Annotated in this window: 25 protein-coding genes and 1 pseudogene; 3 read left to right on the top strand and 23 right to left on the bottom strand. The window is 66.0% G+C overall.

Features of this window, described 5'->3' with window-relative positions; genetic code table 11:
* Window positions 1–6: 6 nt before the first annotated feature.
* The 8 genes from NG698_RS03120 to NG698_RS03155 all read right to left on the bottom strand — a co-directional run bounded on the left by NG698_RS03120 (window position 7) and on the right by NG698_RS03155 (window position 8,981).
* Window positions 7–867, bottom strand: coding sequence for a shikimate dehydrogenase (locus tag NG698_RS03120; protein ID WP_252608004.1), 861 nt, complete (start codon window positions 865–867; stop codon window positions 7–9).
* On the bottom strand, window positions 864–2,510 hold the full coding sequence (gene mltG, locus NG698_RS03125; protein ID WP_252608005.1) for an endolytic transglycosylase MltG: 1,647 nt from the start codon (window positions 2,508–2,510) through the stop codon (window positions 864–866). The genes NG698_RS03120 and mltG overlap by 4 nt, the downstream gene beginning before the upstream one ends.
* Complete coding sequence (gene ruvX, locus NG698_RS03130; RefSeq protein WP_252598910.1) at window positions 2,494–3,105, bottom strand: Holliday junction resolvase RuvX; 612 nt, start codon at window positions 3,103–3,105, stop codon at window positions 2,494–2,496. Before ruvX ends, mltG begins: the two co-directional genes overlap by 17 nt.
* A gap of 7 nt (window positions 3,106–3,112) precedes the next feature.
* The gene (alaS, locus tag NG698_RS03135; RefSeq protein WP_252598911.1) at window positions 3,113–5,791 is read right to left on the bottom strand and encodes an alanine--tRNA ligase; all 2,679 of its coding nucleotides are present in this window, start codon (window positions 5,789–5,791) and stop codon (window positions 3,113–3,115) included.
* Between the two features lie 119 nt (window positions 5,792–5,910).
* Window positions 5,911–6,141: a DUF6167 family protein gene (locus NG698_RS03140; protein ID WP_252608006.1), complete on the bottom strand. Its 231-nt coding sequence runs from the start codon at window positions 6,139–6,141 to the stop codon at window positions 5,911–5,913.
* A gap of 17 nt (window positions 6,142–6,158) precedes the next feature.
* A complete protein-coding gene (locus tag NG698_RS03145; protein ID WP_252598913.1) occupies window positions 6,159–6,533 on the bottom strand; it encodes a DUF948 domain-containing protein in 375 nt (124 codons plus the stop codon).
* Between the two features lie 145 nt (window positions 6,534–6,678).
* Complete coding sequence (gene rpsD, locus NG698_RS03150) at window positions 6,679–7,305, bottom strand: 30S ribosomal protein S4 (protein ID WP_058932352.1); 627 nt, start codon at window positions 7,303–7,305, stop codon at window positions 6,679–6,681.
* Window positions 7,306–7,580: 275 nt separating this feature from the next.
* Window positions 7,581–8,981 carry a replication-associated recombination protein A gene (locus tag NG698_RS03155; protein ID WP_058932351.1) on the bottom strand — a complete coding sequence of 467 codons (1,401 nt, stop codon included), beginning with the start codon at window positions 8,979–8,981 and terminating at the stop codon, window positions 7,581–7,583.
* A 61-nt stretch (window positions 8,982–9,042) separates the two neighbouring features.
* Here NG698_RS03155 and NG698_RS03160 point away from each other — a divergent pair, with 61 nt between their 5' ends.
* The gene (locus NG698_RS03160) at window positions 9,043–9,720 is read left to right on the top strand and encodes an acVLRF1 family peptidyl-tRNA hydrolase (RefSeq protein WP_252608007.1); all 678 of its coding nucleotides are present in this window, start codon (window positions 9,043–9,045) and stop codon (window positions 9,718–9,720) included.
* Between the two features lie 14 nt (window positions 9,721–9,734).
* Here NG698_RS03160 and NG698_RS03165 read toward each other — a convergent pair.
* Window positions 9,735–10,531: pseudogene (locus NG698_RS03165) on the bottom strand (dioxygenase family protein).
* 424 nt (window positions 10,532–10,955) lie between these two features.
* Here NG698_RS03165 and NG698_RS03170 point away from each other — a divergent pair.
* Window positions 10,956–11,738, top strand: coding sequence for a hypothetical protein (locus NG698_RS03170; RefSeq protein ID WP_252608008.1), 783 nt, complete (start codon window positions 10,956–10,958; stop codon window positions 11,736–11,738).
* 3 nt (window positions 11,739–11,741) lie between these two features.
* Here NG698_RS03170 and NG698_RS03175 read toward each other — a convergent pair whose 3' ends face one another.
* The 10 genes from NG698_RS03175 to NG698_RS03220 form a co-directional block, all read right to left on the bottom strand.
* The gene (locus NG698_RS03175; RefSeq protein WP_252603977.1) at window positions 11,742–12,266 is read right to left on the bottom strand and encodes a universal stress protein; all 525 of its coding nucleotides are present in this window, start codon (window positions 12,264–12,266) and stop codon (window positions 11,742–11,744) included.
* A gap of 422 nt (window positions 12,267–12,688) precedes the next feature.
* Entirely contained in the window at window positions 12,689–13,474 is a 786-nt protein-coding gene (locus NG698_RS03180; protein WP_252608009.1) for a glycosyltransferase family A protein, read from the bottom strand.
* A gap of 776 nt (window positions 13,475–14,250) precedes the next feature.
* Window positions 14,251–14,577: a DUF3040 domain-containing protein gene (locus NG698_RS03185; RefSeq protein WP_252603670.1), complete on the bottom strand. Its 327-nt coding sequence runs from the start codon at window positions 14,575–14,577 to the stop codon at window positions 14,251–14,253.
* 141 nt (window positions 14,578–14,718) lie between these two features.
* Entirely contained in the window at window positions 14,719–16,101 is a 1,383-nt protein-coding gene (locus NG698_RS03190; RefSeq protein WP_252603673.1) for an MBL fold metallo-hydrolase RNA specificity domain-containing protein, read from the bottom strand.
* A 170-nt stretch (window positions 16,102–16,271) separates the two neighbouring features.
* Window positions 16,272–16,514 (bottom strand): acyl carrier protein, encoded by a 243-nt coding sequence (locus tag NG698_RS03195; protein ID WP_252603674.1) that lies wholly within the window; start codon window positions 16,512–16,514, stop codon window positions 16,272–16,274.
* Window positions 16,511–17,908 (bottom strand): dihydrolipoamide acetyltransferase family protein, encoded by a 1,398-nt coding sequence (locus NG698_RS03200; protein ID WP_252603677.1) that lies wholly within the window; start codon window positions 17,906–17,908, stop codon window positions 16,511–16,513. Before NG698_RS03200 ends, NG698_RS03195 begins: the two co-directional genes overlap by 4 nt.
* Window positions 17,901–18,881, bottom strand: a complete 981-nt coding sequence (locus NG698_RS03205; RefSeq protein WP_252603679.1) for an alpha-ketoacid dehydrogenase subunit beta — start codon at window positions 18,879–18,881, stop codon at window positions 17,901–17,903. Before NG698_RS03205 ends, NG698_RS03200 begins: the two co-directional genes overlap by 8 nt.
* On the bottom strand, window positions 18,878–19,867 hold the full coding sequence (gene pdhA / locus NG698_RS03210; protein WP_252608022.1) for a pyruvate dehydrogenase (acetyl-transferring) E1 component subunit alpha: 990 nt from the start codon (window positions 19,865–19,867) through the stop codon (window positions 18,878–18,880). The genes NG698_RS03205 and pdhA overlap by 4 nt, the downstream gene beginning before the upstream one ends.
* 8 nt (window positions 19,868–19,875) lie before the next feature.
* Complete coding sequence (gene acsA / locus NG698_RS03215; RefSeq protein ID WP_252603682.1) at window positions 19,876–21,720, bottom strand: acetate--CoA ligase; 1,845 nt, start codon at window positions 21,718–21,720, stop codon at window positions 19,876–19,878.
* A gap of 302 nt (window positions 21,721–22,022) precedes the next feature.
* Window positions 22,023–22,334, bottom strand: coding sequence for a pyridoxamine 5'-phosphate oxidase family protein (locus NG698_RS03220; protein WP_308293011.1), 312 nt, complete (start codon window positions 22,332–22,334; stop codon window positions 22,023–22,025).
* 313 nt (window positions 22,335–22,647) lie between these two features.
* Between NG698_RS03220 and NG698_RS03225 the strand changes: the two genes are divergently transcribed.
* Window positions 22,648–23,754: an IS110 family RNA-guided transposase gene (locus tag NG698_RS03225; RefSeq protein WP_252608011.1), complete on the top strand. Its 1,107-nt coding sequence runs from the start codon at window positions 22,648–22,650 to the stop codon at window positions 23,752–23,754.
* Window positions 23,755–24,931: 1,177 nt separating this feature from the next.
* Here the strand turns inward: NG698_RS03225 and NG698_RS21905 are convergent.
* The 4 genes from NG698_RS21905 to NG698_RS03240 all read right to left on the bottom strand — a co-directional run.
* Window positions 24,932–25,408 carry a universal stress protein gene (locus tag NG698_RS21905; protein ID WP_374210073.1) on the bottom strand — a complete coding sequence of 159 codons (477 nt, stop codon included), beginning with the start codon at window positions 25,406–25,408 and terminating at the stop codon, window positions 24,932–24,934.
* Between the two features lie 131 nt (window positions 25,409–25,539).
* Window positions 25,540–25,725 carry an SDR family oxidoreductase gene (locus NG698_RS22085; protein ID WP_252608012.1) on the bottom strand — a complete coding sequence of 62 codons (186 nt, stop codon included), beginning with the start codon at window positions 25,723–25,725 and terminating at the stop codon, window positions 25,540–25,542.
* Window positions 25,682–26,218 (bottom strand): SDR family NAD(P)-dependent oxidoreductase, encoded by a 537-nt coding sequence (locus tag NG698_RS03235; RefSeq protein ID WP_252608013.1) that lies wholly within the window; start codon window positions 26,216–26,218, stop codon window positions 25,682–25,684. The genes NG698_RS22085 and NG698_RS03235 overlap by 44 nt, the downstream gene beginning before the upstream one ends.
* 50 nt (window positions 26,219–26,268) lie before the next feature.
* The coding region (locus NG698_RS03240; RefSeq protein WP_252608014.1) for a universal stress protein at window positions 26,269–26,978 on the bottom strand (710 nt) is incomplete at its 5' end.

Genomic DNA, 26,978 nt, shown 5'->3' on the forward strand with positions numbered 1-26,978 from the left:
TGGCGGTCAGAACGCCCGTCGGGGAAGGCCGACTGAGTCGCACATCACATCTATGACAGACGCATTAACGTCGTCACCGCGGCCGGTGAACAGGCGAACCTGTTCCACCGCCTGGTACAACAACATTTCGAGCCCGGGCACCACCGCACCGCCGCCGGACTGCCACGCCGACGCAATCTGGCTGGGCCACGGATCATAGGCCACGTCCAGGAGGACACCGGGTGTTCCGGTTCCCAACGCGGCGATCTCCGCCGCCAGCCCGTCCGCTGCGCGCGGCGGGAGCGTGGAAATTACGACGTCGGCACTTGCGGTCGGAACGGCGGCTTCGGTCAGCGGCCGGACGGCTATGGAAAGGCCTACTCCGGCCGCGGCGGCGCGTGCTTCGTCGGCCCGGGACGTATCCCGGACGAACACCTGGGCGTGCTGCGTGCCCAGATCCTTCAGCGCGGCCACTGCGGCTGCGGCTGTACCGCCGCCGCCCAGCACCACCGCGGCGGGGCTGGCCGCCACTCCGGCGTTAAGGACAGCGTTGACGATGCCGGCGACGTCGGTGTTGTAGCCGATGCGCCTGACGGAACCCAGGTCTTCCTCGAAGGCGACGGTGTTGACCACGCCCAGCGTCCGTGCCACGCCGCGGACTTCGTCCACCTCGGCAAACATGCCTGATTTCAGGGGCATGGTGACTGAGAGTCCACGCCAGCCCTGCTGCGTCCTGACCTGTTCCATAAAGGCGGGCAGAGCCTGCTCGGTCAGGTCCAGGGCCGTGTAGGCGATGTCCATCCCGAGTCTGCCGTAGGCCGCCAGGTGCAGGGCCGGGGACTTGGAGTGGCTGATCGGATGGCCCAGGACGGCGGCCCGGAGACTCATGTGCAGCGGCCCACGTTGGCCTGGCACCAGGTGTTGTACTGGTTGACGTAGACGTTGTGTTCGTCGAGCGTCTTGGAGAACTTTGTCTCCTTCGTGTCCAGGTTGATGGTTACCCAGTACAGGTAGTCGTTGGTTTTGGGCTTCGCCGCCGCATCGATGGCGGTCTTGCCCGGGGAGCCGATGGGGCCCGGCGGCAGGCCCGGGTTGGCGTAGGTGTTGTACAGGTTGGATTTGTCCCGGCGCTCTTCATCGGTGAAGTTGAAGCTCTTGGTGCCCAGCCCGTACGTCACGGCAGAATCCACCTGCAAATATCCGGAGGTCTGGTCATTCGGCTTGAGGCGGTTGTAGATGGCCCCGGCAACGTCGCCGTACTCAGCCTGTCCGCCCTCAGCCTGGACAATGCTCGCCACGATCACAGCTTCATACTGCTTCGCCGGATCGGAGATGCCCTGTGCCACCAGTTCGTCCGTGGTTACTTTCACCAGCGACTGGAGGATGTCCTTGGCCGGTGTGCCAAGCGGGAAGCGATACTCCCCCGGAGCGAGGAAACCCTCAAGGTTTTTGGCGTTGGCTGGGAGCCCAAACTGCGCGGGAGCGTTGCTGAGCTCCTTCAGTTGCTGCAGCGACACACCGGAGCCTTCTGAGATGGCCTGAAGCGACTCGCCGACCCTGAGACCGGCACTCAAAGCGAAGTAGATGACCTTGCTCTTGTCGGTGCCGAGCAGGACGCTGACGGCGTCGGAGTTTTTCATTTCCATCTTGAACGCGTAGTCCCCCGGCGACAGCGTTCCGCCGGAAGAAGCAAATGCCTGCAGGAAAGTGTCAGCATTTGCCACAACTTTCCCGCTTTCCAGTCTGGTGGCCACGGAGCGCGTACCTTCACCTGGCTGGACCGAAACTATGACTTCGCCCGTGCCGGGGCCGGGGTAGTCGGCCGCTTTATCGTTTCCCAGCAGGGGCTTCAGGAACTGCGCGCCCACGGCGATCGCTGCCACGAAGACCACAAGTGTCAGGAACAGGGCCAGGAGGCGGCGCCGGCGCCGCACCTTCTTGGAGGGCTTCGCCACTACGGGAAGCGCGACTGCGCCAGCGAACAGGCCGGTGTCGGGGTGGTGATCATCAAGGTAGTGGTCATCGGCATGGTGATCATCGTGGTGGCCTGCATCGTGGTGTTCTTCGTCCGGATAGTGGTGCCCGGCGTCATGGAGCGCTTCGTCAGGGTGGTGGTGCCCGGCGTCGTGCGCTTCATGAAAGTGCTGGTCTTCGGGGTGGTATTCCTGAACCTGGGCTTCGTCCGGCTGGTGGTCTGCGGCCGGACCGGCGTCCTGGATGGAAGGCGGCGTTTCCGGGACTGTGGGGACGGCCGGCTGCGGCTCCGGATCCGGTTCAGGCGCCTGAACCGGTTCGGCCGCCTGGACCGGAACGGGGGCAGGCGCAGGAGCGGGGGCAGGAGCGGGGGCAGGAGCGGGAACAGGAGCCGTCACAGGTGGGGGCGCATCCTGCCCCGTTTCGTAGGCCTGCTCGGGAACCACATCGCTGCCTCCCGTGTGCTTCTCCAGGGCGCGGAGCTCTTTTCGGGTCAGCGGCCTGGCGCCATCGTTGCTCGTGGCGCCTGAGGCGTCGTCGTTACTGGACGGGCTCACTGTAGCCTTCCGTGTTCTGAGATCGGGTCGTGCCTTCCGGGGCCGCATGCTCGGGCTGGACTGCCGAACCTGCTCCGGATGGCCGAGTACGGGGCGGCGCAGTCACGCGGCTGCCAACGTCCGTTCCCCTGGCTTTTTGCATGTCGATGGCGTGCTGGAGGATGCCTGCCGCCGCGACCTGATCCACCACTTTACGGTGGTTCCGGCTGCTCATGCCAGCTTCGTGCAGGTTACGGTGCGCCGTAACACTGCTCAGGCGCTCGTCGACCAGGTTGACCGGAACATCCATTCCCCGGGCAACGAACTCCGCGACCAGCAGTTCGGCGTAGTCGGTGGCCATCCTGGCAGAGGCGTGTTCCTCGCCCTTCATGGTGCGTGGCAGCCCCACGAAGACCTGGACGGCGCCCAGTTCCCCAGCGAGGGACGCGATGACACGCACGTCGGAATTCTTCTTGGCGTTGCGGTCCAGGGTCTTGTGCGGAGTGGCCAGGATTTCGTCCCGGTCGCAGAGGGCCACGCCCACGCGGACGGTGCCGACGTCTACCCCCAGTTTGATGCCCTGGGGGTAGCCGGCGGCGCCAGCGGATTCTGTCACGGGTTCCCTAGCGCCGGGAGATGGCGTCCACAACGGCGGCCAGCGCCGGTGCGACCTTGGCGGCGTCCGTGCCGCCACCTTGGGCGACGTCGTCCTTGCCGCCGCCGCCGCCGCCGAGGATTCCGGCCGCGAGCCGGACCAGGGCCCCGGCCTTCACGCCGGCTTCCCGGGCTGCCTCGTTGGTGGCCACCAGGATCATGGGCCGGTCATTGCTGACACCGGCCACTGCCACGGTGGATGCTGCCGAACCGAGGCGGTTGCGCAGGTCGAGGGCAAGGTTGCGGATGTCGTCAGCGCCGCCGATCTGGCCGGCGTCGTGTGCGATGACCTGGACGCCGGCTGCGTCCCGGGCTGTGCCCACGAGGTTTCCGGCCGCCGCGGCGATCTGTTCCTTGCGCAGGCGGTCGAGTTCCTTCTCCGTGGCCTTGAGCTTGTTCAGCGTGCTGGCGATTCTGTCGGCGAGCTGACCGGAAGGCACTTTGAGCATCTCGGTCAGTTCAGTCACCAGGGCGCGCTCGGCGGCCAGGTGGCGGAAAGCATCCATGCCCACGAACGCCTCCACACGGCGGTTTCCTGAACCGACTGACTGCTCGCCGAGGAGCGACAGGCTGCCGATCAGGGACGTGTTGGCTACGTGCGTGCCGCCGCAGAGTTCCCGGGACCACGCGCCGTCGATCTCCACAACACGGACTTCGCTGCCGTAGTTTTCGCCGAAGAGCGCCATGGCGCCCAGCGCCTTGGCCTCGGCCAGGCCCATGACCTTCGTGTCCACGCGGAAGTTGTTGCGGATGGCGAGGTTGGAGACTTCCTCGATTTCCGAACGCGTTGCGGTGCTGAGGCCTTCGCCCCAGGCGAAGTCGAAGCGCAGGTAGCCGGCCTTGTTGTAGGAACCGCGCTGGGTGGCCTCGGGGCCGAGGATCTGGTGCAGGGCGGCATGGACGATGTGCGTGCCGGTGTGGGCCTGCTCGGCGGCGTGGCGCCGCTCGCGGTCCACGGCTGCGCGGACCAGTGAGTCGGAGCCGATCTCGCCTTCGCGGACGATTGCCTTGTGGACGCTCAGTCCCTTGATGGGGCGTTGGACGTCCAGGACCTCGACCACGAATCCGTCACCGGTGATGAGGCCGGTGTCAGCCGACTGGCCGCCCGCCTCAGCGTAGAACGGGGTCTCCGCCAGGACGAGTTCAATCTCGTCGCCGGTGGCAGCATGCCCCACGTTCTGTCCGCGGCTGAGGATGCCCCGGACCCGGGACTCGCCATCCAGGTCGGTGTATCCGGTGAAGACGGTCTCGCCCTGGGCCAGCAGCTCCTGGAAGGCGCTGAGATCGGCGTGGCCGCCCTTCTTGCCCTTGGCGTCCGCCTGGGCACGCTGGCGCTGTTCGAGCATCAGGCGGCGGAATTCCGGCTCGTCGACCTTGAGTCCGGCTTCTTCCGCCATCTCCAGGGTGAGGTCGATCGGGAAGCCGTAGGTGTCGTGCAGGGCGAAGGCATCTGCACCGGACAGCGACGTGCCGGCGGCCTTGGACTCCGTGACGGCGTCTTCGAGGCGGGCGGTACCTGAAGCGATGGTGCGCAGGAAGGCCCGCTCTTCGGCATAGGCGATCCGGCTGATGCGGTCAAAGTCCGTCGCCACGATGGGGTAGACGCCCTTCATGGCATCGCGTGAGGCGGGGAGCAGGTCCGGCAGGCAGGCCTTTTCGACGCCGAGCAGGCGCATGGAACGCACGGCGCGGCGGATCAGGCGGCGCAGGACGTAGCCGCGGCCCTCGTTGGACGGGGTCACGCCGTCGGCGATCAGCATCAGGGCCGAACGGATGTGGTCACCGACAACGCGCATGCGGACGTCGTCCGTGTGGTGCGGATCCTCAGGTGTTTCGGCCGAGGTGTACTCCCGGCCCGACAGCTCGGCAGCCTTGTCGATCACAGGCCGGACCTGGTCGGTCTCGTACATGTTCTCGACGCCCTGCAGGATCATCGCGAGACGCTCCATGCCGAGGCCGGTATCGATGTTCTTTTTGGGCAGCTCGCCGACGACGTCGAAGTCGTCCTTGGAGCGGACGTTGTCGATCTGATACTGCATAAACACCAGGTTCCAGATTTCAACGTAGCGGTTTTCGTCGGCGATGGGACCGCCCTCGACGCCGTAGGCAGGGCCCCGGTCGTAGTAGATCTCCGAGCAGGGGCCTGCCGGGCCCGGCTGGCCGGTGTGCCAGTAGTTGTCGGCCTTGCCCATACGCTGGATGCGCTCGGACGGGACGCCGGTGTTCGTCAGCCACAGCTCCTTGGCTTCGTCGTCCTCTTCGTAGACCGTCACCCACAGCAGTTCCGGCGGAAGGCCGTAGCCGCCGTCGTCCACGCTCTTGGTGAGCAGCTCCCAGGCGTACTTGATGGCGTCTTCCTTGAAGTAATCACCGAAGGAGAAGTTGCCGCACATCTGGAAGAACGTGCCGTGGCGGGCGGTCTTGCCCACTTCCTCGATGTCGCCGGTCCGGATGCACTTCTGGACGCTGGTGGCCCGGGCGAAAGGGGCCTCTTCGCGGGCAGTCAGGTAAGGGATGAACGGGACCATGCCGGCCACGGTGAACAGGAGGGAGGGGTCGCTGGAGACCAGCGAGGCGGAGGGAACCGCGGTGTGTCCTTTGCTGACAAAAAAGTCCACCCAGCGCTTTGTGATCTCCTGCGACTTCATGAGCTGATTACATACCCTTCTCGGTTCACGCGTTGTGCCACGCATGACTTATTGATTCAGACGGCAGTGCCGGCAAGCGGCGGCTGCTGGTTTAATTCCCGCGCGTTTTTCCCGCGCGTTCAGCGGCGGGCTGCATCCTGGGAGTCGATCCCGAGAGCGCCCCGAAGGTCCGTCTCGCGCTCACTCATTCCGGCACGCACGGCATCGGCGAAGTCGTACACGCCGTCAGCCAGCCGGCCCACCGCGCGGTTCAGGCCTTCCGGCCCCAGGTTGGACTGGGCTTCGCTGATCTTGCGGAACGCAATGACTCCGATGGCCACGCCGATTCCCATCCAGACAAATCGTTTCATTTCAGTTCTCCGGTGGCTTAGCGGCTGCGGCGGCCGGGTGCGGGCTTCTTGCGGTTGGCGAGGGCGGAACGCACGCCGTAGCTGAAGGCTGCCACCTTGATCAGCGGTGAACCGACTGTCGCTGCAACGAGTGAGGACAGTGCGGAAAGGTTTGCCGACGCATCCGAAACGTTGGAGGCGATGCCATCCACTTTCTTCAGCTGCTGGTTGGTGGTGTAGACGGTCGCGGTGACTTCGTCCATCAGCGGCGTGGCGCCGTCGCTGAGGGAGCGGATGGAGGTCCGAACTTCCTCCAGCACACTGCCGAGCTTCAGGATGGGCACGGCGAGCAGCAGCACCAGGAGCGCGAACACCCCGGCTGCGATCAGGCCGGCAATATCGCCACCAGACATAGACGTTCATCTCCTTGAAACTGACGTGGATCTTTTACGTCCGCGCACGCTGCCTTGATGCGTTCCGCAGATGTCCCCCAAGTACCTTACATACAAAGAAGCCCGTGGCGCTTGCCACGGGCTTCTTTGGATACGCTGCTGGGATTTAGCGTGCGTAGAATTCGACGACGAGCTGCTCTTCGCAGGTTACGGGAACCTCGGAGCGCTTCGGGCGACGGACCAGGCGGGCCTGCAGGGCGTCAAGCTTGACGTCCAGGTAGGCCGGAACCTGGGGCAGGACGTCGCGGTGTGCGCCTGCTGCTGCAACCTGGAGCGGAACCATGGTTTCGCTGCGGGTGTGGACGTGGACAAGCTGGCCTTCGCTGACGCGGAAGGACGGGCGGTCAACGCGGATGCCGTCAACCATGATGTGGCGGTGCACAACGAGCTGGCGGGCCTGGGCGATGGTGCGGGCGAAGCCGGCACGCAGCACGAGGGCGTCGAGACGCATTTCGAGCAGTTCGATCAGGTTTTCACCGGTCAGGCCCTTGGTGCGGCGGGCTTCTTCGAAGGCGCGGGTCATCTGGGCTTCGCGGATGCCGTACTGGGCGCGCAGACGCTGCTTTTCGCGCAGACGGACGGCGTAGTCGGAGTCCTGCTTCTTGCGGGCACGGCCATGCTCACCGGGGCCGTACGGGCGGCGCTCCATGTACTTGGCGGCCTTGGGGGTCAGAGCAATGCCGAGTGCACGCGAGAGGCGTGCTGTACGGCGAGCACGAGTGTTGTTAGCCACTTGTGTCCTTCCAATATCTGCGGTGTGTCAGTGTTACTGGCCTCCATAATGGAGAGCATCGGCCAACCGCTGCCTTTTGCTACTGGGCACAGGGCTACCCCACGAAACAGCAGAAATACTGAAAGATGGGGAGATTGCGTCCGCGCCTTGCCAGACAACGAACAATCTTAGCAGGATTCGGCTGCATTCCCACACTCCGCCGGCCGCTCCGGCCGCCGCTCCCCCGCGTCACTCCGGTGGCATTATTGCCGGGGCCACTCCACCGACGACGCCGGTCAGTTGCCGCGGATGATCTTGCGCAGGCGTTCGAGGCGGACGGCGATGTCCCGTTCCGCACCGTTGGCGGTGGGCTCGTAGTAGTCCCGACCCACCAGATCATCCGGCGGGTACTGCTGGCTGGCCACGGAATGGGGGGCATCGTGGGCGTACTTGTAGCCGAGCCCGTGGCCCAGCTGCTTGGAGCCGGGGTAGTGCGCATCACGCAGGTGCGCCGGGATCCCGTTGCCCAGGCCGGCACGGACATCCGCGACGGCCTTGTTGATTCCCATGTACGCGGCATTGGATTTCGGCGCGGTGGCCAGATGCACCACGGCTTCGGCCAGGACGATCCGCCCCTCGGGCATGCCGATCAGCTGGACTGCCTGGGCGGCGGCGACCGCCGTCTGCAGCGCTGTGGGGTCCGCCATTCCCACGTCTTCCGCCGCGGAAATCACGATGCGCCGGGCAATGAACCTCGGGTCCTCCCCTGCCTCCAGCATCCTGGCAAGGTAGTGCAGTGCGGCGTCCACGTCGGAGCCGCGGACCGATTTGATGAAGGCGCTGGCGACATCGTAGTGCTGGTCCCCGGCGCGGTCGTAGCGCACGGCAGCCACATCCAGGGCGCGTTCGGTGTGCTTGAGTTCCACGGTGACCAGCGAGTCGGCAGCGGCGTCGTCCGCATCGCCGAAGGCCACGCCCGCTGCTGCTTCGAGGGCCGTCAGGGCGCGCCGGGCGTCGCCGCCCGCGAGCCGGACGAGGTGCGCCACGGCCTCGGCCGTGAGCTCCACTTTTCCGTTCAGGCCGCGTTCGTCCGCCACGGCGCGCTGCAGGAGCCCTTCAATGTCCGCCTCCGTCAGCGGTTTCAGGGTGAGCAGGAGGGAGCGGGACAGCAGTGGCGAGACCACCGAAAAGGACGGGTTTTCCGTGGTTGCTGCTACGAGCACCACCCAGCGGTTTTCGACGCCGGGCAGCAGGGCATCCTGCTGGGCCTTGTTGAAGCGGTGGATCTCGTCGAGGAAAAGCACAGTGGTGGTCTTGTACAGGTCCCGCGCTGTCAGGGCTTCGTCCATAACCCGCCGGACGTCCTTGACGCCTGCGGTGATGGCGGACAGCTCCACGAACTTCCGCCCCTTGCCCTTGGCGATCACGTGCGCCAGCGTGGTTTTTCCGGTCCCGGGCGGTCCCCAGAGGATCAGCGAGCTGGGCCCCGCGGGACCCAGGGCGTCGGTGCCGGCCGCCAGCTGCCGTAACGGCGATCCCTGCCCCAGCAGGTGCTGCTGGCCCACCACGTCATCCAGGGTGCGTGGCCGCATCCGCACGGCCAAGGGACTGCGGGGCGCGGCGGTACGGCCGGACGACGACGGTTCGTCAGTGTCGTCGTCGTCATTGCCATGCCCTTGGGCGAAGAGATCATCCACATAGATAGGCTACTCATTAGTTCACTGCCCCACTTCCGCCCTCCATGCAAGGGATCCCGCCATGAGCGCACGCAGTACCCCCGGCGGCGCCGGCCGGCCGGGGTCCGTCAGGACCGCGTTTGTGTCCGGCGGACGCCTGGCCGGATGGGCGGCACGTTTCGGTGCCGCGCACGGCGGCTTCCGGATCAGCGATGACGACGACGGTGTGCGGCTGGTGGCGGCCGACGGCACCACTGCGTTGATCCAGGCGCCCTGGCCACCTGACGGAAGGCCGGGACGGGGCGCCGATCCGCTGGAGCGCCTGGCCTCCGTCGCCGCCCAGCCCCGGACGGCCGGCCTGGTGCTCGTGCGGCGCGGCGGCTATGCGGTGGCCGTGGCCAGGGAAGGCATCCTGCTTGCGTCCAAGACAGGCTCCCGCTACGTGCAGTCCCGGACGGCGGCTGGTGGCCAGTCCCAGCAGCGGTTTGCACGCCGCCGGGCCAACCAGGCTGACGAGCTGGTGGAGAAAGTGGCAGCACACGCAGCAACGGTCTTCGGCGGCCAGCAGATCGAGTATCTTGCTCCCGGTGGGGACCGGACCCTGGCCGGGCTGGTCATGGACCAACCGGCGCTGAGGCGCTACGCCTCAGTCCCCCGGCTGGATTTCCTGGATGTGCCCGATCCCAACGGCGCGGTGATGCGGAAGGCAGCAGCGGATGTCTGTGCCGCGCGGATCGAGGTAGCGGACGCGCCGGATTGAAACGGGCCTGCTTCCTAGGTCAGGGTCCAGGAGCGTTTCGACAACCCGTACCAGAACCCGTCGATTGCAGTCTTCGCGTGCAGTTCACCGGAGCCATAGGCTGCGCCGAGCCCAACATAGAGCGGCGCCCAGTGCTCGCTGCGCGGGTGAGCCTGCCGGGCGGCTGGGGCCTTGTTCAGGAAATCGAGGATGGCGTCGACGTCGCCGCGCGCCATGGCCTCTTCGGCCCAGTGGTCAAACTCGCTCGAGGCTGCCGGCGGCGCAACGTCTGGCCCTCCGGACGGGCTGAACCAGCGGAGATTGTGAGTGGTGAACCCGGAACCGACAATGAGGGTGCCGCGTTCGCGCAGCGGTGCCAGCGACATGCCGAGGTTAAACAGACCCTGCGGATCGAGGGTGGGTATGGACATCTGGACCACCGGAACATCTGCTTCGGGGAACATCTCCTTGAGAGGCACGTAGGCTCCGTGGTCCAGCCCACGGCTCTCATCGCGTTCGACATGATGGCCATGCCCGGCCACCAGCCGTTCCACCTCCGTGGCGAGCCCCGGAGCCTGCGGTGCGTCGTACGTGACGTCGTAGTACTTCTGCGCGAAGCCGCCAAAGTCATAAACAAGGCCTGGATCCCGCTGGGTGGCGCTCAGCGTAACGGGGGCGTGTTCCCGTGCGCTGACACCATCAGGATGTCCTTGGGCTTGTTAAAGGTGCCGGACCAGTCGTGAAGCTGCCGTGTCCAGGTAGCGTCGTCGGCAAGCGGCGGAGCACCGTGGCTGAGAAAGAGAACCGGAGACAGGCCAAGTGTTTGTGTCACGGAACCATGCTACCTTTTTTTATTGAATCTTAAAGCATTAATAGTTATCCACAACCGGCCGGCGGTGACAAGCGCCGGCCACCCCTTCCTGCCTAGACTCCCCAGCAAGGGGCCGCTGCCGCGGCCCGGATCAGCTGCCGGGGGAAGATATGAACTTACGAATGAGACTGGCTGCCGTTGTGGCAGCGCTGACACTGTTTTGCACCGCCTGCACCGACGGCAGCTGGCTGGACCGGACCCGCCTGTCGTTCCACACCGGGGGCATCGACACCGCACTGGCCAGCGAAGACCGCACCAGGAATTCACTGACAGCAATGGCTAGCCGGGGGCAAGAAGTCCTCGCCGTCCTGGACATCACCACGTCAACTTCGACGGCCACCGCGCTGCCTACTCCCCAGACAACGGCGCCTCCTGGCAACCAGTCTTGTTTGATGGCCAGACAGATCCCGGCATGGCGCTGGCCAACAAGCCCACCGCCCGCCAGGGCCAATGGCTCCTGCTCGGGCACCGCAATGGAGAGGTCTTCGCCTTCACCAGCAGTAACGGCACGGACTTTAGCCTTCAGCCGGAACCAATTCTTGAAACCTCCGCCACCAGCCTGAACGCAGCCGTGGGCATGGCCCAGGGCTGGCTCCTCGCCACAACACCCGACCGCGAATCCGGCGGCACGGTTATTACGCTCTATCAGAGCAGCGACGGATCAGCTTGGACCGCCCGGGACGGGACAGCTGCCGGGCTGCCCCGTCCGCACTGCACCTTCCATCCCCTGAACATGGCCGCGGGCCCAGCAGCCGTGCTTCTCGTGGGGCAGGAAAACGATCCCAGCCGTCCACCATTTTCACGCGCCTTCTCCTCCACCGACGGCGGGAATAGTTGGCAGAATGCCACACCGGACAGCTCGGGTGTGGGTCTCCTCGGCAACGCCCTCTGGGGGTATCTACGCGGAGAGAAGATCAGCCAGGCTCAGACCTGGTTGATCGACCACCAGGAGCCTAATGGATTGTTCACGGGACATCTGTTGCGGGACCCGTTACCACGACTTACAACTGTGGTTCACTCTGGCCGTGTGCCGGACACTCGGCCGCATGCCGCAGCCCTGAGCCGGCGCCGCGCAAGAACTGCCCTGCGCAAAGCCGCGAGGATGGACGGCCCGGGACCGCAAAGAGCGAAAAGGCAATCCCTAGGAGGGTTCCCTCCGCACCGGTAGCGGTTATTCCTCGTGCTTAACCTTGTGAACGCGGGTAACAACGGTGGGGCAGGGTACCCGCTGCAGGACCGCATGAGCGGTGGAACCCAGCAAGAGCCTGCTGAACCCGCCGCGTCCACGGCTGCCTAGGACCAGCAACCGTGCGCTGGCTGCCGCATCCACTAGCGCCTTCGCGGGATCCTCGTCATTTTCGAGCCGCTGATGTACTACGAGGTCCGGATACTTGTCCGTGAGGCCCGCGACTGATTCAGCCAGGACGATCTTGTCCTCTTCTTGAATCGCCTCGGCCAGGCCTCTGCCAGGCATCCCACGCTGAATCCACCAGGCGGGGCGCCGGAAAGCCAGCACCGCGGTGAGCTCGTCCCCCTCGCGGTCCGCTTCTGCCGCTGCCAGTGCAACAGCCTGGAGTGATTCCTCAGAGCCGTCCACGCCGACCACAACTCCCCGACCCTCCGGGCCCTGGCCTTGCGGAATGACGGCCACCGGGCTATCCGATACCATGACCACCTGCAGCGCGCGGTCCGTCATGGGTCCTCCGTCTGCCCAGTTCCGAGTGTGTGATCCGATGACCACCATGGACGCGCTTTCGCAGGCGGCTGCGATCCTGCCTCAGGCCGGCACGACGCACGTGTGGAGCGCGCGAGGTCCGCAGCCCGGGTTGAGCAGGAAGCCTGCGACCAGGACACACGGTTGTTGGAACAGGCAAGCCGTGAGGCCGCTGCGCTGCAGGAGTCGGGCCGGGACCGTATTCCCGCAGCCGTCGGCAGGGGTGTTGACACGTTACCGAGCCCGCAGAGTGCCGGACAGAAATGAAAGCGATTGGGTCGCGGTCTCTGTTCGGGCCCGATCCATGGCCAGGCGCCGTTCGGCGCCGGAACCAGCCGGCGCATGGCCGCCCTGCCGACTCTGCAAAGTGCCCTGCCCCTAAGCCGACTGACCAGCGTCGTGCTCTACCTGTCTTCAACCGGGCTTTCGTCCCGGTGGGGACCGTTTTGGTGCCGTTGCCAGTACCCCCACCGGAAGCGGTCCAAGCGGCGCCGGAGGGGCGGTTCATGCGCGAACTCGACGCGGAACGTCACCAGGGACATTGCAACGCGGCGTCGAAACGATGACCAGCTGGCGAAGGGCCGCGCGGAAACCCCGACCCGCAAGGTGGGGTCGTAGATAACCGTCATGTCCGGTCGCAGGCGGTAGGAAATATCGAAGTCATCATGGACATCGGCGTTGTCCCGGACCACGATGGTGCGGATTGCCGCCCAGACACCCCGCCGCAGCGCAAAGTTGGAACCAAACACCGGCGGATGGCCCATCAGGAAGCCAACGACAGTGAAATAGCCTTCCAGGAACAGGTACCGGCCCGTCCAGCGGACCAAGAGGTTCCCGCCGTAAAAATCAGCGGGTCCAGTGACAGCCGTGAGCGGCCCGGATGCCTGAAGGATCCGCTCCACGTGCTCAAGCCAGTCTTGGGGCGGCCTGGAGTCGGTGTCCAGCCTGGCGATGATCTCCCCCGCTGCGGCATCAAAATCGGCAGCAGCCGTTGCCGGAATGCCTGGCAGGTCCACAGGTATGCGCCTCACGCCGGCCGTGGCGCAGATGGCAGATGTGTCATCGCTGCTTGCGTTGTCCACCACGATGATTTCATCGGCAGGCCTGCTCTGTTGGGACAGCAGGGCGAGGCACGTTTTCAGCTTTGGAGCGTCATTGCGGGTGGGGATGATATCCGAGACGGTGGGCATGGCGCGGCCTCCTTTGGCGGTCAACCGGCAAGCCGGGCGCCGGCCGGCCTGGAAATCCCGATGGTCGGGGTCGGGGTACGTCAGGGCGATCGGGTATTCCTGGAATGTCCTCCAGCAGCTTCCGGGGAGCCGCCTCGTCCTCCTCGATCCGTTCGATCAGGAACTCGACAATGTCCAACAGCGAGAGCCCGCCCCACTGCCAGCGAAGCGGCACTCGTTGCCCACTAAATGCACGAGGAGCGGGATCACGAGGAAGGCAACGATCACTTGCGCCGTCATTGTCAGCACGGCCGACCAGCCGCCGTCGAGCGTCGGATCCAGCCCAGATGGCATTCTAGGCGTCTGCCATGCAGCCGGCTGTCCGGCGGGCCCAGACAACGTTGAGGCGGCGGCGGGCACGGGACCGAAGCTCGGCCGAGGCATCGACGGGCCGCAGCGCTCAGTACCGCTCAGGTTCGTCTCCCAGTTCAAAATGGCGACCACTAATGTGTGTCGGCGTGATCTCGACATAGGTGTATTTCCGCGTCGGAATCCACGGTTTGAGCGGGAGCTTGTCAGCCTCATCAATCTCAGACTGTGACTCGATGACTCTGNCTTTCCGGGCTCCGGCGACGACCAGATCGGCAGTGGCCCACTCTTATGCAGTTTGGGAATGTTCGGAACCGTCAAGCCAACGACCACTACGCATAGCCCAGCGCCGGGTACGTCGGTTCCGACTTCCAAGGGAGAGACCAAAACGGTGGGCGGACTGCGTGCCCCCACATTATCGATAACGGCTATCCGTGCCCGGTTTCTCCAGGGGCCGGGTGCCTCCCACGGGCGGGGCGGACCGCGGGTACGCGGATCCGGAGGCTTGCCAGGTATGCGCCGACGCCCATGATGGCGAAACCAGCGACGCCCAGAAAAAGTGCCCGAGTGGCGATGCCCGCCAGGAGGACCAGGCATCCGACGACGATGACAAGTGCCACCGTTGCGACGAGTCGTCCCGGCACCGTTTGGATGGCGCCGGAGCCCATCTTTGAGGCGAGTTTCGGATCTTGTAGCTTGAGTTGCTCGGCGATCTGGTCCAGCGTTCTTTGCTCACGTTCCGAGAGCGACATCATTGTCTCCTGCCATGTCATTTTCGGTATAGGCGGGGTGCATTTGCCCAGTCATCGCGGCTGTCCCGGACGCCGACTGAGCGTATATAGCCGAAACGGATGTCCGTAGTCGTCTTCACTCTTGCCCGACTCGCCCGTCGGGATTCACCGCGGATCCTCGATGGAGACCTGTTCCAGATGCTCAGGCACCCGGGCCCGCCAGCCCAGTTCCCGTTTGATCCGGATGCGCAGGGCATCTGATGCTTCGGGTTCGCCGTGTGTGATGTAGGTCATGCGGGGCTCCTTCTCTGCCCCCTTCATCCACGCAATGAGGCCGTCGGCGTCGGCGTGGGCGGACAGGCTTTCCATCTGGATGACTTCGGCACGGATCTTGACGTCCTCGCCGTAGACGCGGAGCTCACGCTCCCCGGCGGCGAGGATCGCGCCGCGGGTGCCGCCTGCCTGGTAGCCGCTGAGGATGATGGCGTTCTTCGGGTCCGGTCCGTAGGCTGCGATGTGATGCAGGATCCTGCCGCCGGTCAGCATGCCGCTGGCCGAGATGATGATCATCGGGCCGCCACGCAGGTTCAGCAATTTGGACTCATCGGCGGTGCGGGTGAGTTTGGCCAGCTTGTACATGTTCTCGTATTCGTCCTGCTTGAGGTGGTGTTCCTCGCGGTGCCGCTGGTACATTCCGGAGGCGTCGATGGCCATGGGGCTGTTCAGGTATACCGGGATGTCCGGGATCGCGTTCTTCCTGCGGAGCCGGGACAAGTACAGCATGAGCGTCTCAGCCCGGCCGACGGCGAAGGCCGCGAACATGATGACTCCGCCGCGTTTCGCGACCCGGGTGATGATCTCCCCCAGTTGCTTCTCCGGATCCACGCTTGAGTGTTTCCGGTTCCCGTAGGTGGATTCCGTCACCAGCACGCCGGTCTCGCCAAGCGGGCGCGGCGGATACATGAAAGGATCGTCCGCTCGGCCCAGATCCCCGGTGAAATGCACGGAGTGGGAGCCGATCCGGACGTGGACCTGCGCGGCCCCCAGGATGTGACCTGCGGGCAGGAACGTCAGTTCCATGCCGCCGCCAAGCTCCAGCGGGTCGTCGAAACCATGGATGGTGAAACTGTTAAGGGACTTCACGGCGTCAGCCGCCGTGTAGAGCGGAAGCGGCGGGCTGTGCTTGGACGATTCGCGGTGGAATGCGAACCTAGCCTCTTCTTCCTGCAGATACCCACTGTCGGGGAGGAGGAGCGTGCAGAGTTCGATGGTGCCCTCGGTGGCGTACACAGGACCTCCGAAGCCGTCCCGGACCAGTGCGGGAACGTATCCCGTGTGGTCCAGGTGCGCGTGAGTCAGGACCACGGCGTCGATGGAATGCGGCGGGACGGGGAAGGGGGCACGGTTGCGTTCGCGGCTGCGTTTGTAGCCCTGGAAGAGTCCGCAGTCGACCAGCACGCGCTTGCCGCCGGATTCGATCAGGTACCTGGAACCGGTGACGGTATCGGTGGCTCCGAGGAACCGGAGGGTCGGCTGCTGGTGTTTCATGGTGCTCCCGTCCGCTGCCCATTTCTACCCCAAGCTTCCGCCCACGACGGGTCCGCACGTAGGGCCGAAAGTCACTTCCGGAACGACGGCGGCGAACGCCCGCCGTCGTCGTCGTCCGGAGCGCCCAGCAGTTCAGGCACCGGGCGCTGCTGATCCCGGTGCTGGCCTGCTCAGCCGCGGGCGGCGAGGTAATCGATGAGTCCTTTGACGGTAGCCACCGCGGGGTAGTCGCGTTCGGGAATGTCGACGCCGGTGACTGTGTCAATGGTTTCCACGAGCCGCAGGAAGTCCAGTGAATCGAGTTCGAGGTCCTGCCGCAGCCGGGAATCCTCGTCCACGTCCGCCATGTCCACATCCGGTGCGACCTTGCCGATGGCGGCATGGACCGCCTCGCGGGCGTCCTGTTCGTTCATAGCTCCTCCGGTTTTTGCAGCAGCTCTTCGATGCGGGCGAGGTAGCGGCCCCCGCGCAGGCCGTCGCTGACCCGGTGGTCAGCCGAGAGGGTGGCAATGACGGCGTGCCGCACCCCGAGCATTCCGTTCTGCGCCCAGGGCTGTTCCATCACGCGGCCGAAGCCGACCATGGCGACCTGCGGGGGATAGATCACGCCATAGACGCTCTCGACGCCCAGGTCCCCGAGGTTGGTCACGGTGATGGTCGGATCCGCCATTTCGGCACGCTGCAGCCGGCCGGCACGCGCGCGGCTAACAAGGTCGCGCAGCTGCTCCATCAGCACCTCCACGGGCAGTGTGTCGGCGTCGTGGATCGCAGGCGCCACCAGCCCGCCCTGGCGGAGGGCCACCGCGACGCCGAGGTGCACCGAGGCGCTCGGCCGGAACCCGCTGTCGCCGTAGAAACCGTTGACCTCCGGCACGTCTCTGGCCGCAAGCGCCGCAGCCTTGAGCAGAAGTGCGGAGGGGACGAGCCTGGCGGCGACGGGACGCTGGGCGTTGACGGACTGCATCCAGTCGACGGCGGCACGCAGGTCCAGGGTGGTGCTCAGGTAGTAGTGCGGAATGGTCTTCTTCGAGCGCGACATCAAGGCGCCGATGGCGCGGCGCAGGCTAGCCAAACGCTCGCGCGCCTCCGAAGTCTTCCCCGTGACAGGCTCTTCCGGCGCTCCCTTCGGGGGCGCGTGCAGGGCGGGAGAGGAAACCTCGGGGACCAGCGCCTCCGCATGACTGCCCGCGGCGCGGTGCACGTCCGCCTCGGTCACGGCGCTCTGCGGGCCGGTGCCGGAAATGGTGGCGAGCTCGACGCCGAGTTCGGCGGCGAGCCGCCGCGCCCGGGGCGAGGACCGTACCCGGCTGCCGGGGCGGGCGGCGACGGCATGCTCCACGTCCGCCCGGGTGATAACCCCGCCCTTGCCGGTGCCGTGGATCTTGGCGGTGTCCACTCCCAGCCGGTGCGCCAGGTGCCGGACCGGGGGCGCGATCGGGGCGGCTTCTTTCGGGGCTGCTGTCTCGGGGGCTTCGGGGGCGGCAGCCTTCGGCACAGCCGTTTTCGAAACAGCAGCCTTAGCCGTCGCCCGGGCCGGGGGCCCCTCATGGGCCGGCGGGCCGGTCTCGGCCGGGGTCTGCGTGATCCGGGCCAGCGGGGTGCCCACCGGCACCGTTTCGCCGATGTCGACCAGGAGATCCGCAACCACGCCCTCCTGGAAGGACTCCACGTCCATGATGGTCTTGTCGGTGTCGACGACGGCCACCAGATCCCCGCGGCGCACGTAGTCGCCGGGCTTGACCAGCCACTCGACGAGCTTGCCGTGCTCCATGTCGGCCCCGAGGGAGGGCATCAGGAACTCACCCACGGGCCCCCGCCGCCTCCTGGGCCGCGGCGACGATCCGCTCTACGGAGGGCAGGGCGGCCAGTTCCATGTGCTTGGAATAGGGGATCGGCACCTCGGCGCTGCAGACCCGGCCCACGGGCGCGTCCAGGTCAAAGAAGGCGTTCTCGGTGATCCGGGCGCTGATTTCCGCCGAAATACTCCCGCTGCGCCACCCCTCGTCCACCACCACTGCCCGGTGCGTCCGGGCGACGGATTCGAGGATGGTGGCCTCGTCGAGCGGCCGGAGCGTGCGCAGGTCCAGCACCTCGGCGTCGATGCCTTCGCCCGCGAGCTGCTCGGCGGCGTCGAGCACGGCGGGAAGAGTCCCGCCGTAGGTGATCAGCGAAATGTCACTGCCATGACGCCGGATCGCGGCGGAGTCGATGTCCACCGGGCCGGCGTTGTCGTCGAGTTCACCGGCGACGTTGTAAAGCGAGCCGTGCTCGAAGATCAGCACCGGATCCGGGTCCTCGAGCGCCGTCCAGAGCATCCCGCGGGCATCCTCAAGGGTGGCCGGGACGAGGATGCGCAGGCCGGGGACATGCGCGTACCAGCCTTCAAGGCTGTGCGAATGCTGGGCGCCCAGCTGGCGGCCGGCACCGGTGCTCATCCGGATGACCAGCGGCACGTGGAACTGCCCGCCGGACATGTGCAGCAGGGATGCGGCGTTGTTCACGATCTGGTCCAAGGCGAGGAGGCTGAAGTTGACGGTCATAATCTCCACGATGGGCCGCATCCCGCCGAGCGCCGCGCCGATCCCGGCGCCGACGAACCCGGACTCGGACAGCGGGGTGTCCCGGATACGCCCAGGGCCGAATTCCTCCAGCAGCCCCAGGCTCACCGCGAACGATCCGCCGTAGGCCCCAACGTCCTCGCCCATCAGGAACACGCGCGGGTCGCGCTGCATCGCGTCGCGGATCCCGGCCCGCAGCGCCTCCCGGTAGCTGGACTTCATGGTGCGCTCCGCTCGCTGTAGACGAAGCGCGTGAGTTCCTCCACCGGCTCCAGCGTCCCCGCTTCGGCGAAGTCGACGGCGGCGGCGACCTCCGCCTCGGCGTCCGCCTGCAGCTGCGCCCACTCTTCCCCGGCAAGCTGGCCCGCCGCCTCCATGCTGCTGCGGAGCAGGGTGATCGGGTCCCGCTCCTGCCATCTCAGGACCTCGGCCTTCTCGCGGTACCGTTCGGGATCGAACATCGAGTGGGCGCGGAAACGGTAGGTGCGTAGTTCCAGGAAATGCGGGCCGCCGCCGGACCGGACGGCGTCCACGGCGCGGCGTGCGGCCTCCTCAACGGCGAGGACATCCATTCCGTCCACGGCCCAGGCCGAGATCTCGTAGCCGGCGGCCTTGAGCGCGATGTCCGTCTGTGATTCCGAGCGGCCCAGTGCGGTTCCCATGGCGTAGAGGTTGTTTTCGCAGCAGAACAGCACGGGCAGTTGCCAGAGTGCGGCGAGGTTAAGGCTTTCGTGGAACTCGCCTTCCGCGACGGCGCCTTCGCCGAAGAAGCACACGGTGACGTTGGAGCGTCCGGCCATCTTATCCGCCAGTGCCAGCCCGACAGCGAGTGGCAGCCCGCCGGCGACGATCGCGTTTCCGCCGTAGAAGTGCGTGGCGGCGTCGAAGAGGTGCATCGATCCGCCACGTCCGCGGCAGCAGCCCTCCACGTAGCCGTACATTTCGGCCAGGATCGCACCCGCGGCGACGCCGCGGAGCAGGGCGTGGCCGTGCTCCCGGTAGGTGGCGACGAGAGCGTCGTCCGGGGACAGGGTCTCCAGGACGCCCGCCGCGACGGCTTCCTCACCGATGTAGACGTGCAGGAAACCGCGGATCTTCGCGGCGCTGTAGAGCTCGACGCACTTTTCTTCGAGCTGGCGCACACGGAGCATCTGCAGCAGCAGGTGCCGGCCGTGCTCCGGATCCAGGGGGCTGCGTGTCGGGGACATGGGGCCGGTCACTTCTGATCCTCCGGCGGGGCCTTCGGAGGGGAAGCCTCGGGGGAGGACTCGATGGTTGAGGTATCGCCCTCCGGCAGGCCAAGCTCGCGGGCCTTGAGCAGGCGCCGGAGGATCTTGCCGCTGCGGGTCTTGGGCAGCGCGGTAGTGAAGTCCAGCAGCCGCGGCGCCACCGCCGGGCCCAGCCGCTTGCGGGCGAAACCGATGATGTCCAGCTGCAGGGCCTCGGAGGGTTCCCAACCCGGACGGAGCTCCACGAAGGCCTTGACCACCTCGCCGGCCACCGGGTCCGGGACGCCGATCACCCCGGCCTCGGCCACGGCCTCGTGCTCTATCAGGGAACTTTCCACCTCGAACGGGCCGATCAGGTGCCCCGAGGACTTGATCATGTCATCGCCCCGGCCGACAAACCAGTAGTACCCGTCGGCGTCGCGTTTCGCGAGGTCCCCGGTGAGGTACCAGCCGCCCACGAAACAGCGGCGGTAGCGCTCTTCCTCGTGCAGATACCCGCGGAACATCGAAGGCCAGCCGGGCCGGAGCGCCAGTTCGCCCACCGTATCAGGCACCGTCACGAGCACCGCCTCACCGTCGCGGACAATCGGCTTGTCCTGGTCATCGCGCGCCACTAAGGCAGCCCCGACGCCGGGCAGCGGCCGGCCCATGGAACCGGGCCGGATCTCCGTGGCTGCGTAGTTGGAGATCATGATCCCACCCGTTTCGGTCTGCCACCAGTTGTCGTGTACGGGCTGGCCGAAGGCCTCCTGGCCCCAGACCACCACTTCCGGGTTGAGCGGTTCCCCCACGCTGGCGACGAAGCGCAGGGCGGATAAATCGTGGCTTTGGGCGCGTTCCGCCCCGGCCTTCATCAGCATCCGCAGGGCGGTGGGGGCGGTGTACCAGACGGTGACGCCCTGTTCGGCGAGGATCCTGTACCACCGGTCGGCGTCCATTTCCTCCTCGTCCACGATCGTCGTCACCCCGTGAGTGAGGGGCGCGATCACGCCGTACGAGGTGCCGGTGACCCAGCCGGGATCGGCCGTGCACCAGTAGACGTCCCCGGGATGCAGGTCCAGGGCGAAGCTGCCGGTCGCATGGTGGGCGGTGACGGCGTCGTGCACGTGGATGACTCCCTTCGGTGTCCCCGTCGTGCCACTCGTGAAGTGCAGCAGGGCCATGTCCTCGGCCTGCGTCGCGGCAATCTCCCCGTCCGCCGGGGCTTCCCGCATCAGTGCGGCGAGGTCCAGGGTTCCCGGTTCCGGATCGCCCTCGGCGTCTATCAGCAGCACATGCTGAAGCTCCGGGAGCGAATCGCGGAGCTGCGCGATCTTCTTGCGGTACAGCACCCGCGTCGTGACCAGCGCCCGGCCCGATCCCAGGTGCAGCCGCTGACGGACCGGTTCGGGGCCGAACGCGGAGAACAGCGGGCAAAAGACGCTGGCGTTCTTGAACGTGCCGAGCACCGCAATATACAGGGCCGGCCCGCGGCCGGTAAGCGAGAAGACGCGCTCCCCGCGCCCGATTCCCAGGCTGCGCAGCACGCCGGCGAAGCGGTTGGTCTGCCCGGCCAGCTCCGCGAAGCTGAAGGAATGGGTGCTGCCGTCGGCCCGGACGAAACGCAGCGCCTCGCGGCCGGCGTGCTCACCGGCGGCATGCCGGTCCACCGCCTCGTAGGCGATGTTGACGCCCCGGCCACCAGGCAGCCCTGACAGGGCGCGCCGGGCTTCATCCCAGGAGAACGCGGCACACGCCGCCTCGTAGTCCACCAGGTTCGGCCGGACCGGGAAACCGGAGATGTCCTTGGAAATCGTGGGCCAGCGGGTCGATGGTGCGGTTCCTGCCGTCATGGTTCCATCGGACTCCTGCCCGGCAATACTGCCTAGAGTAGAAAGTCCCGCGCACAGGGTCCTGACCGGGTTTTCGGCAACCGGCAGGGGCGCGCAGCACCCCTGCCACGGGATCGGGCATTAGTTGACAGCCGCGGCCCCCACTACATACCGGGGCCTTTCAGAACTGCCCTGATTCCTGTAGCGTCTGCTCATCGGACGCCAGCCGCAGCGCGGGAAGGGATGGGTCGAGCTGTCAATATCTCATCCGGACGGTGAAACCTGGTTGCATGAGCTGCAGCATGACCCGCTGAAGCCACTGCTCAGTACCGCTCAGGTTCGTCTCCCAGTTCAAAATGGCGACCACTAATGCGTGTCGGCGTGATCTCGACATAGGTGTATTTCCGCGTCGGAATCCACGGTTTGAGCGGGAGCTTGTCAGCCTCATCAATCTCAGACTGTGACTCGATGACTCTGGCGGTGCCCTCCACCACTACGCTCCAAGCCGCGTCGTCGACCACTTCGTCCACCTCGAAGGCCACTCTTTCATTCACCGTCAGTTCGGCCAGCTTCGTTCCCGGATTTGTACGCATAAGCAACACCCCGTCGTGCGCGAGGAAATTGATGGGGTAGATGTCGGGCTAGACGATATGAAGTGAGGGGTGCAGGTCCTGGCCCGTCCGGGACCGGCCATTATCGCCGGGCGGTCCCGCAGCGCCGGCTTCGGTGTAATCCGTGGCCGTTTGTGTGGTGGGCGGCGCTGCGGGGCCTGGTCCCCGGCGGTGATGTCCTTTATCCGGGACGGGGCAGGTATCGGCAAGAGGGGTCTGGGGGCCGGGGCCTTCTGTTTCACAGGGTCCGTGGGTTGCCATCATCGGCTCCCTTGGCCTGACGGCTCGTCGGGGGTGCAATGGTAGTGCCACATGTGAAGTTTGGGAGGTCCCGGCTATGTTTGAGCATACTTTCATTGGTCTGGATGTTCACGCGGTCAACGTCGTGGGCCTTGCCCTGAACCCGGCCACCGGTGAAATCAGCACTCACTCCATGGCTTCTGATCCTGCCGTGGTCCTGGAGTGGGTCCGCCGGTTCGAGCCGCCCGTCAAGGTCGTCTACGAATCGGGCCCGACCGGGTTCGTCCTGGCCCGGTACTTGCAGGCTGCGGGCGTCAACTGCGTCGTCGCTGCGTCCTCCAAACTGCTGCGGGCCCCCGGGGACCGGGTGAAAACCGACCGGCGCGACGCCCGGGTGCTCGCCGAGATGCTCGCGGTCGGCTCGGTCACCGAGGTGCGGATCCCGGACCCGGAAGAAGAAGCCCTGCGGGACCTGTCCCGGCTGCGCTCCGGCACGGCCAAGGACCTCGCGCACGCCCGCCAGCACGTGAACGCCATCCTGTTGCGCCACGGCATCCGCTACCCCAAAGAGACCAGATGGACGCAGGAACACGGCCTGTGGCTGCACCGCCAGCGCTTTGCCGAACCGGCGCTGCAGTTCACCTACGAGGCCGATGTCGAGCAGGCCGAACTCCTCGCCGGGCACCTCAAACGCGTCGACAGGCAGGTGATCGCCACGGCCGCGGCGTGCCGCTACGCCCCGGTGATTGACGCGTTGATGTGCCTGCGCGGCATCCAGGTCACGACCGGGTTCGGGCTGGCCGTGGAGATCGGGGACTGGACCCGGTTCACCGGTTCCTCGATCGGCTCCTACCTCGGGCTGGTCCCCAGTGAGGACTCCTCGGGCCAATCCCGGCATCAGGGTCCGATCACCAAGGCCGGGAACACCTATGCCCGCAAACTCCTCATCGAGGCCGCCTGGCAGCACAGGCGCCCCTACGCCCGGCCCGGGGAACGGCTGCTGCGCCAGTTCGATCTCGTCGCCCCGGCAACCCGGATCCGCGCCCTGGAAGGAAACCGCCGGCTCCACCACAAGTGGGAAGTCTTTGATGAACGGCACAAAATGTCAGTCAAGGCCAACACCGCGATCGCCCGCGAACTTGCGGGCTGGTGCTGGTCCCTCGCCGCCCCGCTCCAGCAAGGAGAACGCATGAACGCGGCCTGACAAGAACGTGCCCCCGGGCTGTGGTGGAAGTGAGATGGCAGCACGCGGAGCTAACCCGAGACTGGGCTATGAGCAGACGGGCCTCAACTGTCGACGCTCGAAACTAGACCACCGATACGCTCCAGCCGAACACATCGTCATGCGGTAACCAACCCGCGAATATCAGCCTGACACTGCAGTCGAGAAAAGACTCGCCAACACCGAAACCACAACCGGCCGGCACATAATGAGCGGCCCCTGGAACCAAAAAGCCAGGAGCCGCTCACCTCTGCCTCTTGACAACGGGGCCTACATATCAGCCCACAGCACAAACGGCAAGGCGACCGTGCTGACATCGTCCCAGCACGTTCCATGCTTGTTCATCGGATAAAACTGTTGCCGGACGTTCATCACTTTCCATGCCATGACCTCCTGAACACTCGGGACGGCCCTCCTGCCTAATAGAAAGGGGCAGGAAGCCGTGATGGCGAACGTTGAAACTGGGAGGCGAACGGTCCTGGCAGCCAAGGTCCTGGTAAGGGCACTGCGGCGACCTGACCGCCGTCGACAGCGCAGCCTTCACCGGAAGGGTCTGTTTGACCTCATCATTGCCACAACCGGCGGATCTACCGCGCGCAGCGTGGACACCGTACCGTCGTCCAAGCCCAGAGCGATCCTATGCTCCGGTGACTGGATTGTGCGCAAGCCCGGCAGTTTCTCCACCGTCAATGACGAATTGGGNGAAAGCTCCATCTCGTAGCTCGAGTCTTCCGGTCATCAGCCGCGCCAAACAGGGCCGGAAGACTCCCTACAGTCGCCTGCTGCGGCTGTGCTGTGCCGCTGGACGACTACGGGCAGAGTCGCTTCAGCCAAACGAGGCCGAACGCGCCTCAGCCGGGTGGGGTGCCTACCTGGCGGCGCTAACCCCGGCGGGGAACCCTAGGGGCAGTCCGTGCGGCGGGCGGGCTGATCCCCGCCGACGCCGGTTTGCTCGCCGTCGTCGGCGAGGCCATGGTTCCGGCGTTCGCGCGCCCTAAGGGACACATCGGGCTGGTCGCCAAAGAGCTCGCCATCTATCCGGACCTCTATGCACGGGGAAAACCTGCGGTTCTTCGGACGCCTCCAGGGCGGGAGTCCTTCGTCATCGAAACAATTTCTTTGGCCCCGCACCCTGCCGTGCTTTGAGTCTCCTCCAGAGTCATGCCGTGGTGGGCCTGTCAGTAGGGCCAAAGGTCACGCCTGGAAGCTGCAGCTGCGGGCTGGGGACGGGGGCCGGTTCAGATGCAGACCGCGTGATGATTGTGGGACAAGGCAACCGCATGAGGACCTTTTCGGCTATGGACCCGATGGGTTTCCGAAGTCCGCCCCGTCCCCGGCAGCCAATCACCAATAAGCTGGCCTGTGCTGCGTCTCGCATGAGCACATCGGCAGGCGAGTCATCCGATTCCAGCGCTTCGCGGACACGGAGTCCCGGAAAGAGCTCCCGGATGCGGCCGGCTGCTTCTGAGATAAGTGCCCGGGGATCAGGCTCACGGCTGTGACCTATTCCCGTCCTGCCTCCTGCGTTGGCTGGAGGCAGCGTTTTCGACACCGCATNAGGGGCAGGAAGCCGTGATGGCGAACGTTGAAACTGGGAGGCGAACGGTCCTGGCAGCCAAGGTCCTGGTAAGGGCACTGCGGCGACCTGACCGCCGTCGACAGCGCAGCCTTCACCGGAAGGGTCTGTTTGACCTCATCATTGCCACAACCGGCGGATCTACCGCGCGCAGCGTGGACACCGTACCGTCGTCCAAGCCCAGAGCGATCCTATGCTCCGGTGACTGGATTGTGCGCAAGCCCGGCAGTTTCTCCACCGTCAATGACGAATTGGGCGCCGGTGACGAAGCTGGATTCCGCGCCCGACAGATGGAGCACCAACTCTGCGATTTCCTCCGGTCGGCCTACCCGATTAAGGGCAACGTGCGAGGTATTGAGTTCGAGACCCTCGGTCATGGGGGGTCAGGACGGCGCCAGGGTGCACCGAGTTGACGCGGATGCCGTAGCGGGCGAGGTCCAGTGCTGCGCTCTTGGTCAGCCCGGTGACGTCGAATTTCGACGCCGTATAGCGGGCCGACGGTTGGATCAGGAGGATATTGCCGGGGCGAACTGCTTCGGCGGGGATGTCTTCCGGCGGCAGGCCCCGCAGTTCGCAGTGGGCTGTGTGCGGCACGCGCTCGAGCAGGGACTTGAGTTCCCGGGTGGCCCGGCCTTGGGCGATCTCTTCCAGGGCTTCGCCTCCAGCGAGCATGAGTACGATGATCAGGGCTGCCACGTACTCCCCTACAGCCACGGTCGCGGCAATGGCAGTTACCGCCAGGAGATCAATCCCCCAACGGCCGCTGCGTAGCGCCTTGACCATGGAGCCGGACCGGATGATGGCAACCACAATGGCGTAGGCACTTGCTGTCCATCGGGCTGCCGGGTCCTCCCCCAGTGCCAGCAACAACCAATAAGCTGGCCTGTGCTGCGTCTCGCATGAGCACATCGGCAGGCGAGTCATCCGATTCCAGCGCTTCGCGGACACGGAGCCCCGGAAAGAGCTCCCGGATGCGGCCGGCTGCTTCTGAGATAGCCGGCTGCTTCTGAGATAAGTGCCCGGGGATCAGGCTCACGGCTGTGACCTATTCCCGTCCTGCCTCCTGCGTTGGCTGGAGGCAGCGTTTTCGACACCGCATGCAGCACTGTCAGTCCCTCTCCGGTCCGGCTCGCCTCCTCCGCCGCCATCTTAAGGGCAATTTCGGAGTCAGCCGATCCGTCGACGCCGACCACCACTCCGATATGGTTCGTCGCCGCTGGCGCGGGAATGACTGCGACGGGACTCCGGCAGAGGACTACTGCCTGAAAGCTTACCGACCCGAATCCCTCCCCTCGCCCGTCTGCGGAACGGTCCGAACCGAGAACCACAATCTCGGCGCCAACGGACAACAGGCTCAGCATCGGTGCCGGCTCGCCCGGCTGCCAGCTGGTGAGGATTTGCAGCGTCGGATGCCGCGCGGCCAGCCGGTCACGCGCAAGGCCCAGCAGCACCTGCGCCTCGGCCACGGCCTCCACGTACTGCGCCGGCACCCTGTAGTACGAGGATTCGGGCACCACCCGCACCAAATGCAGCCGGAGGCCTAGCCGGTCCGCCCTCTGCGCAGCCCAGTCCGCAGCCCCTCCGCCTGTGCTGGAGCCATCAACCCCCGCCAGGACCTCATGCGCCTTCA

This window comes from Pseudarthrobacter raffinosi, assembly GCF_023913735.1.
GTDB classification, from domain to species: domain Bacteria; phylum Actinomycetota; class Actinomycetes; order Actinomycetales; family Micrococcaceae; genus Arthrobacter; species Arthrobacter raffinosi.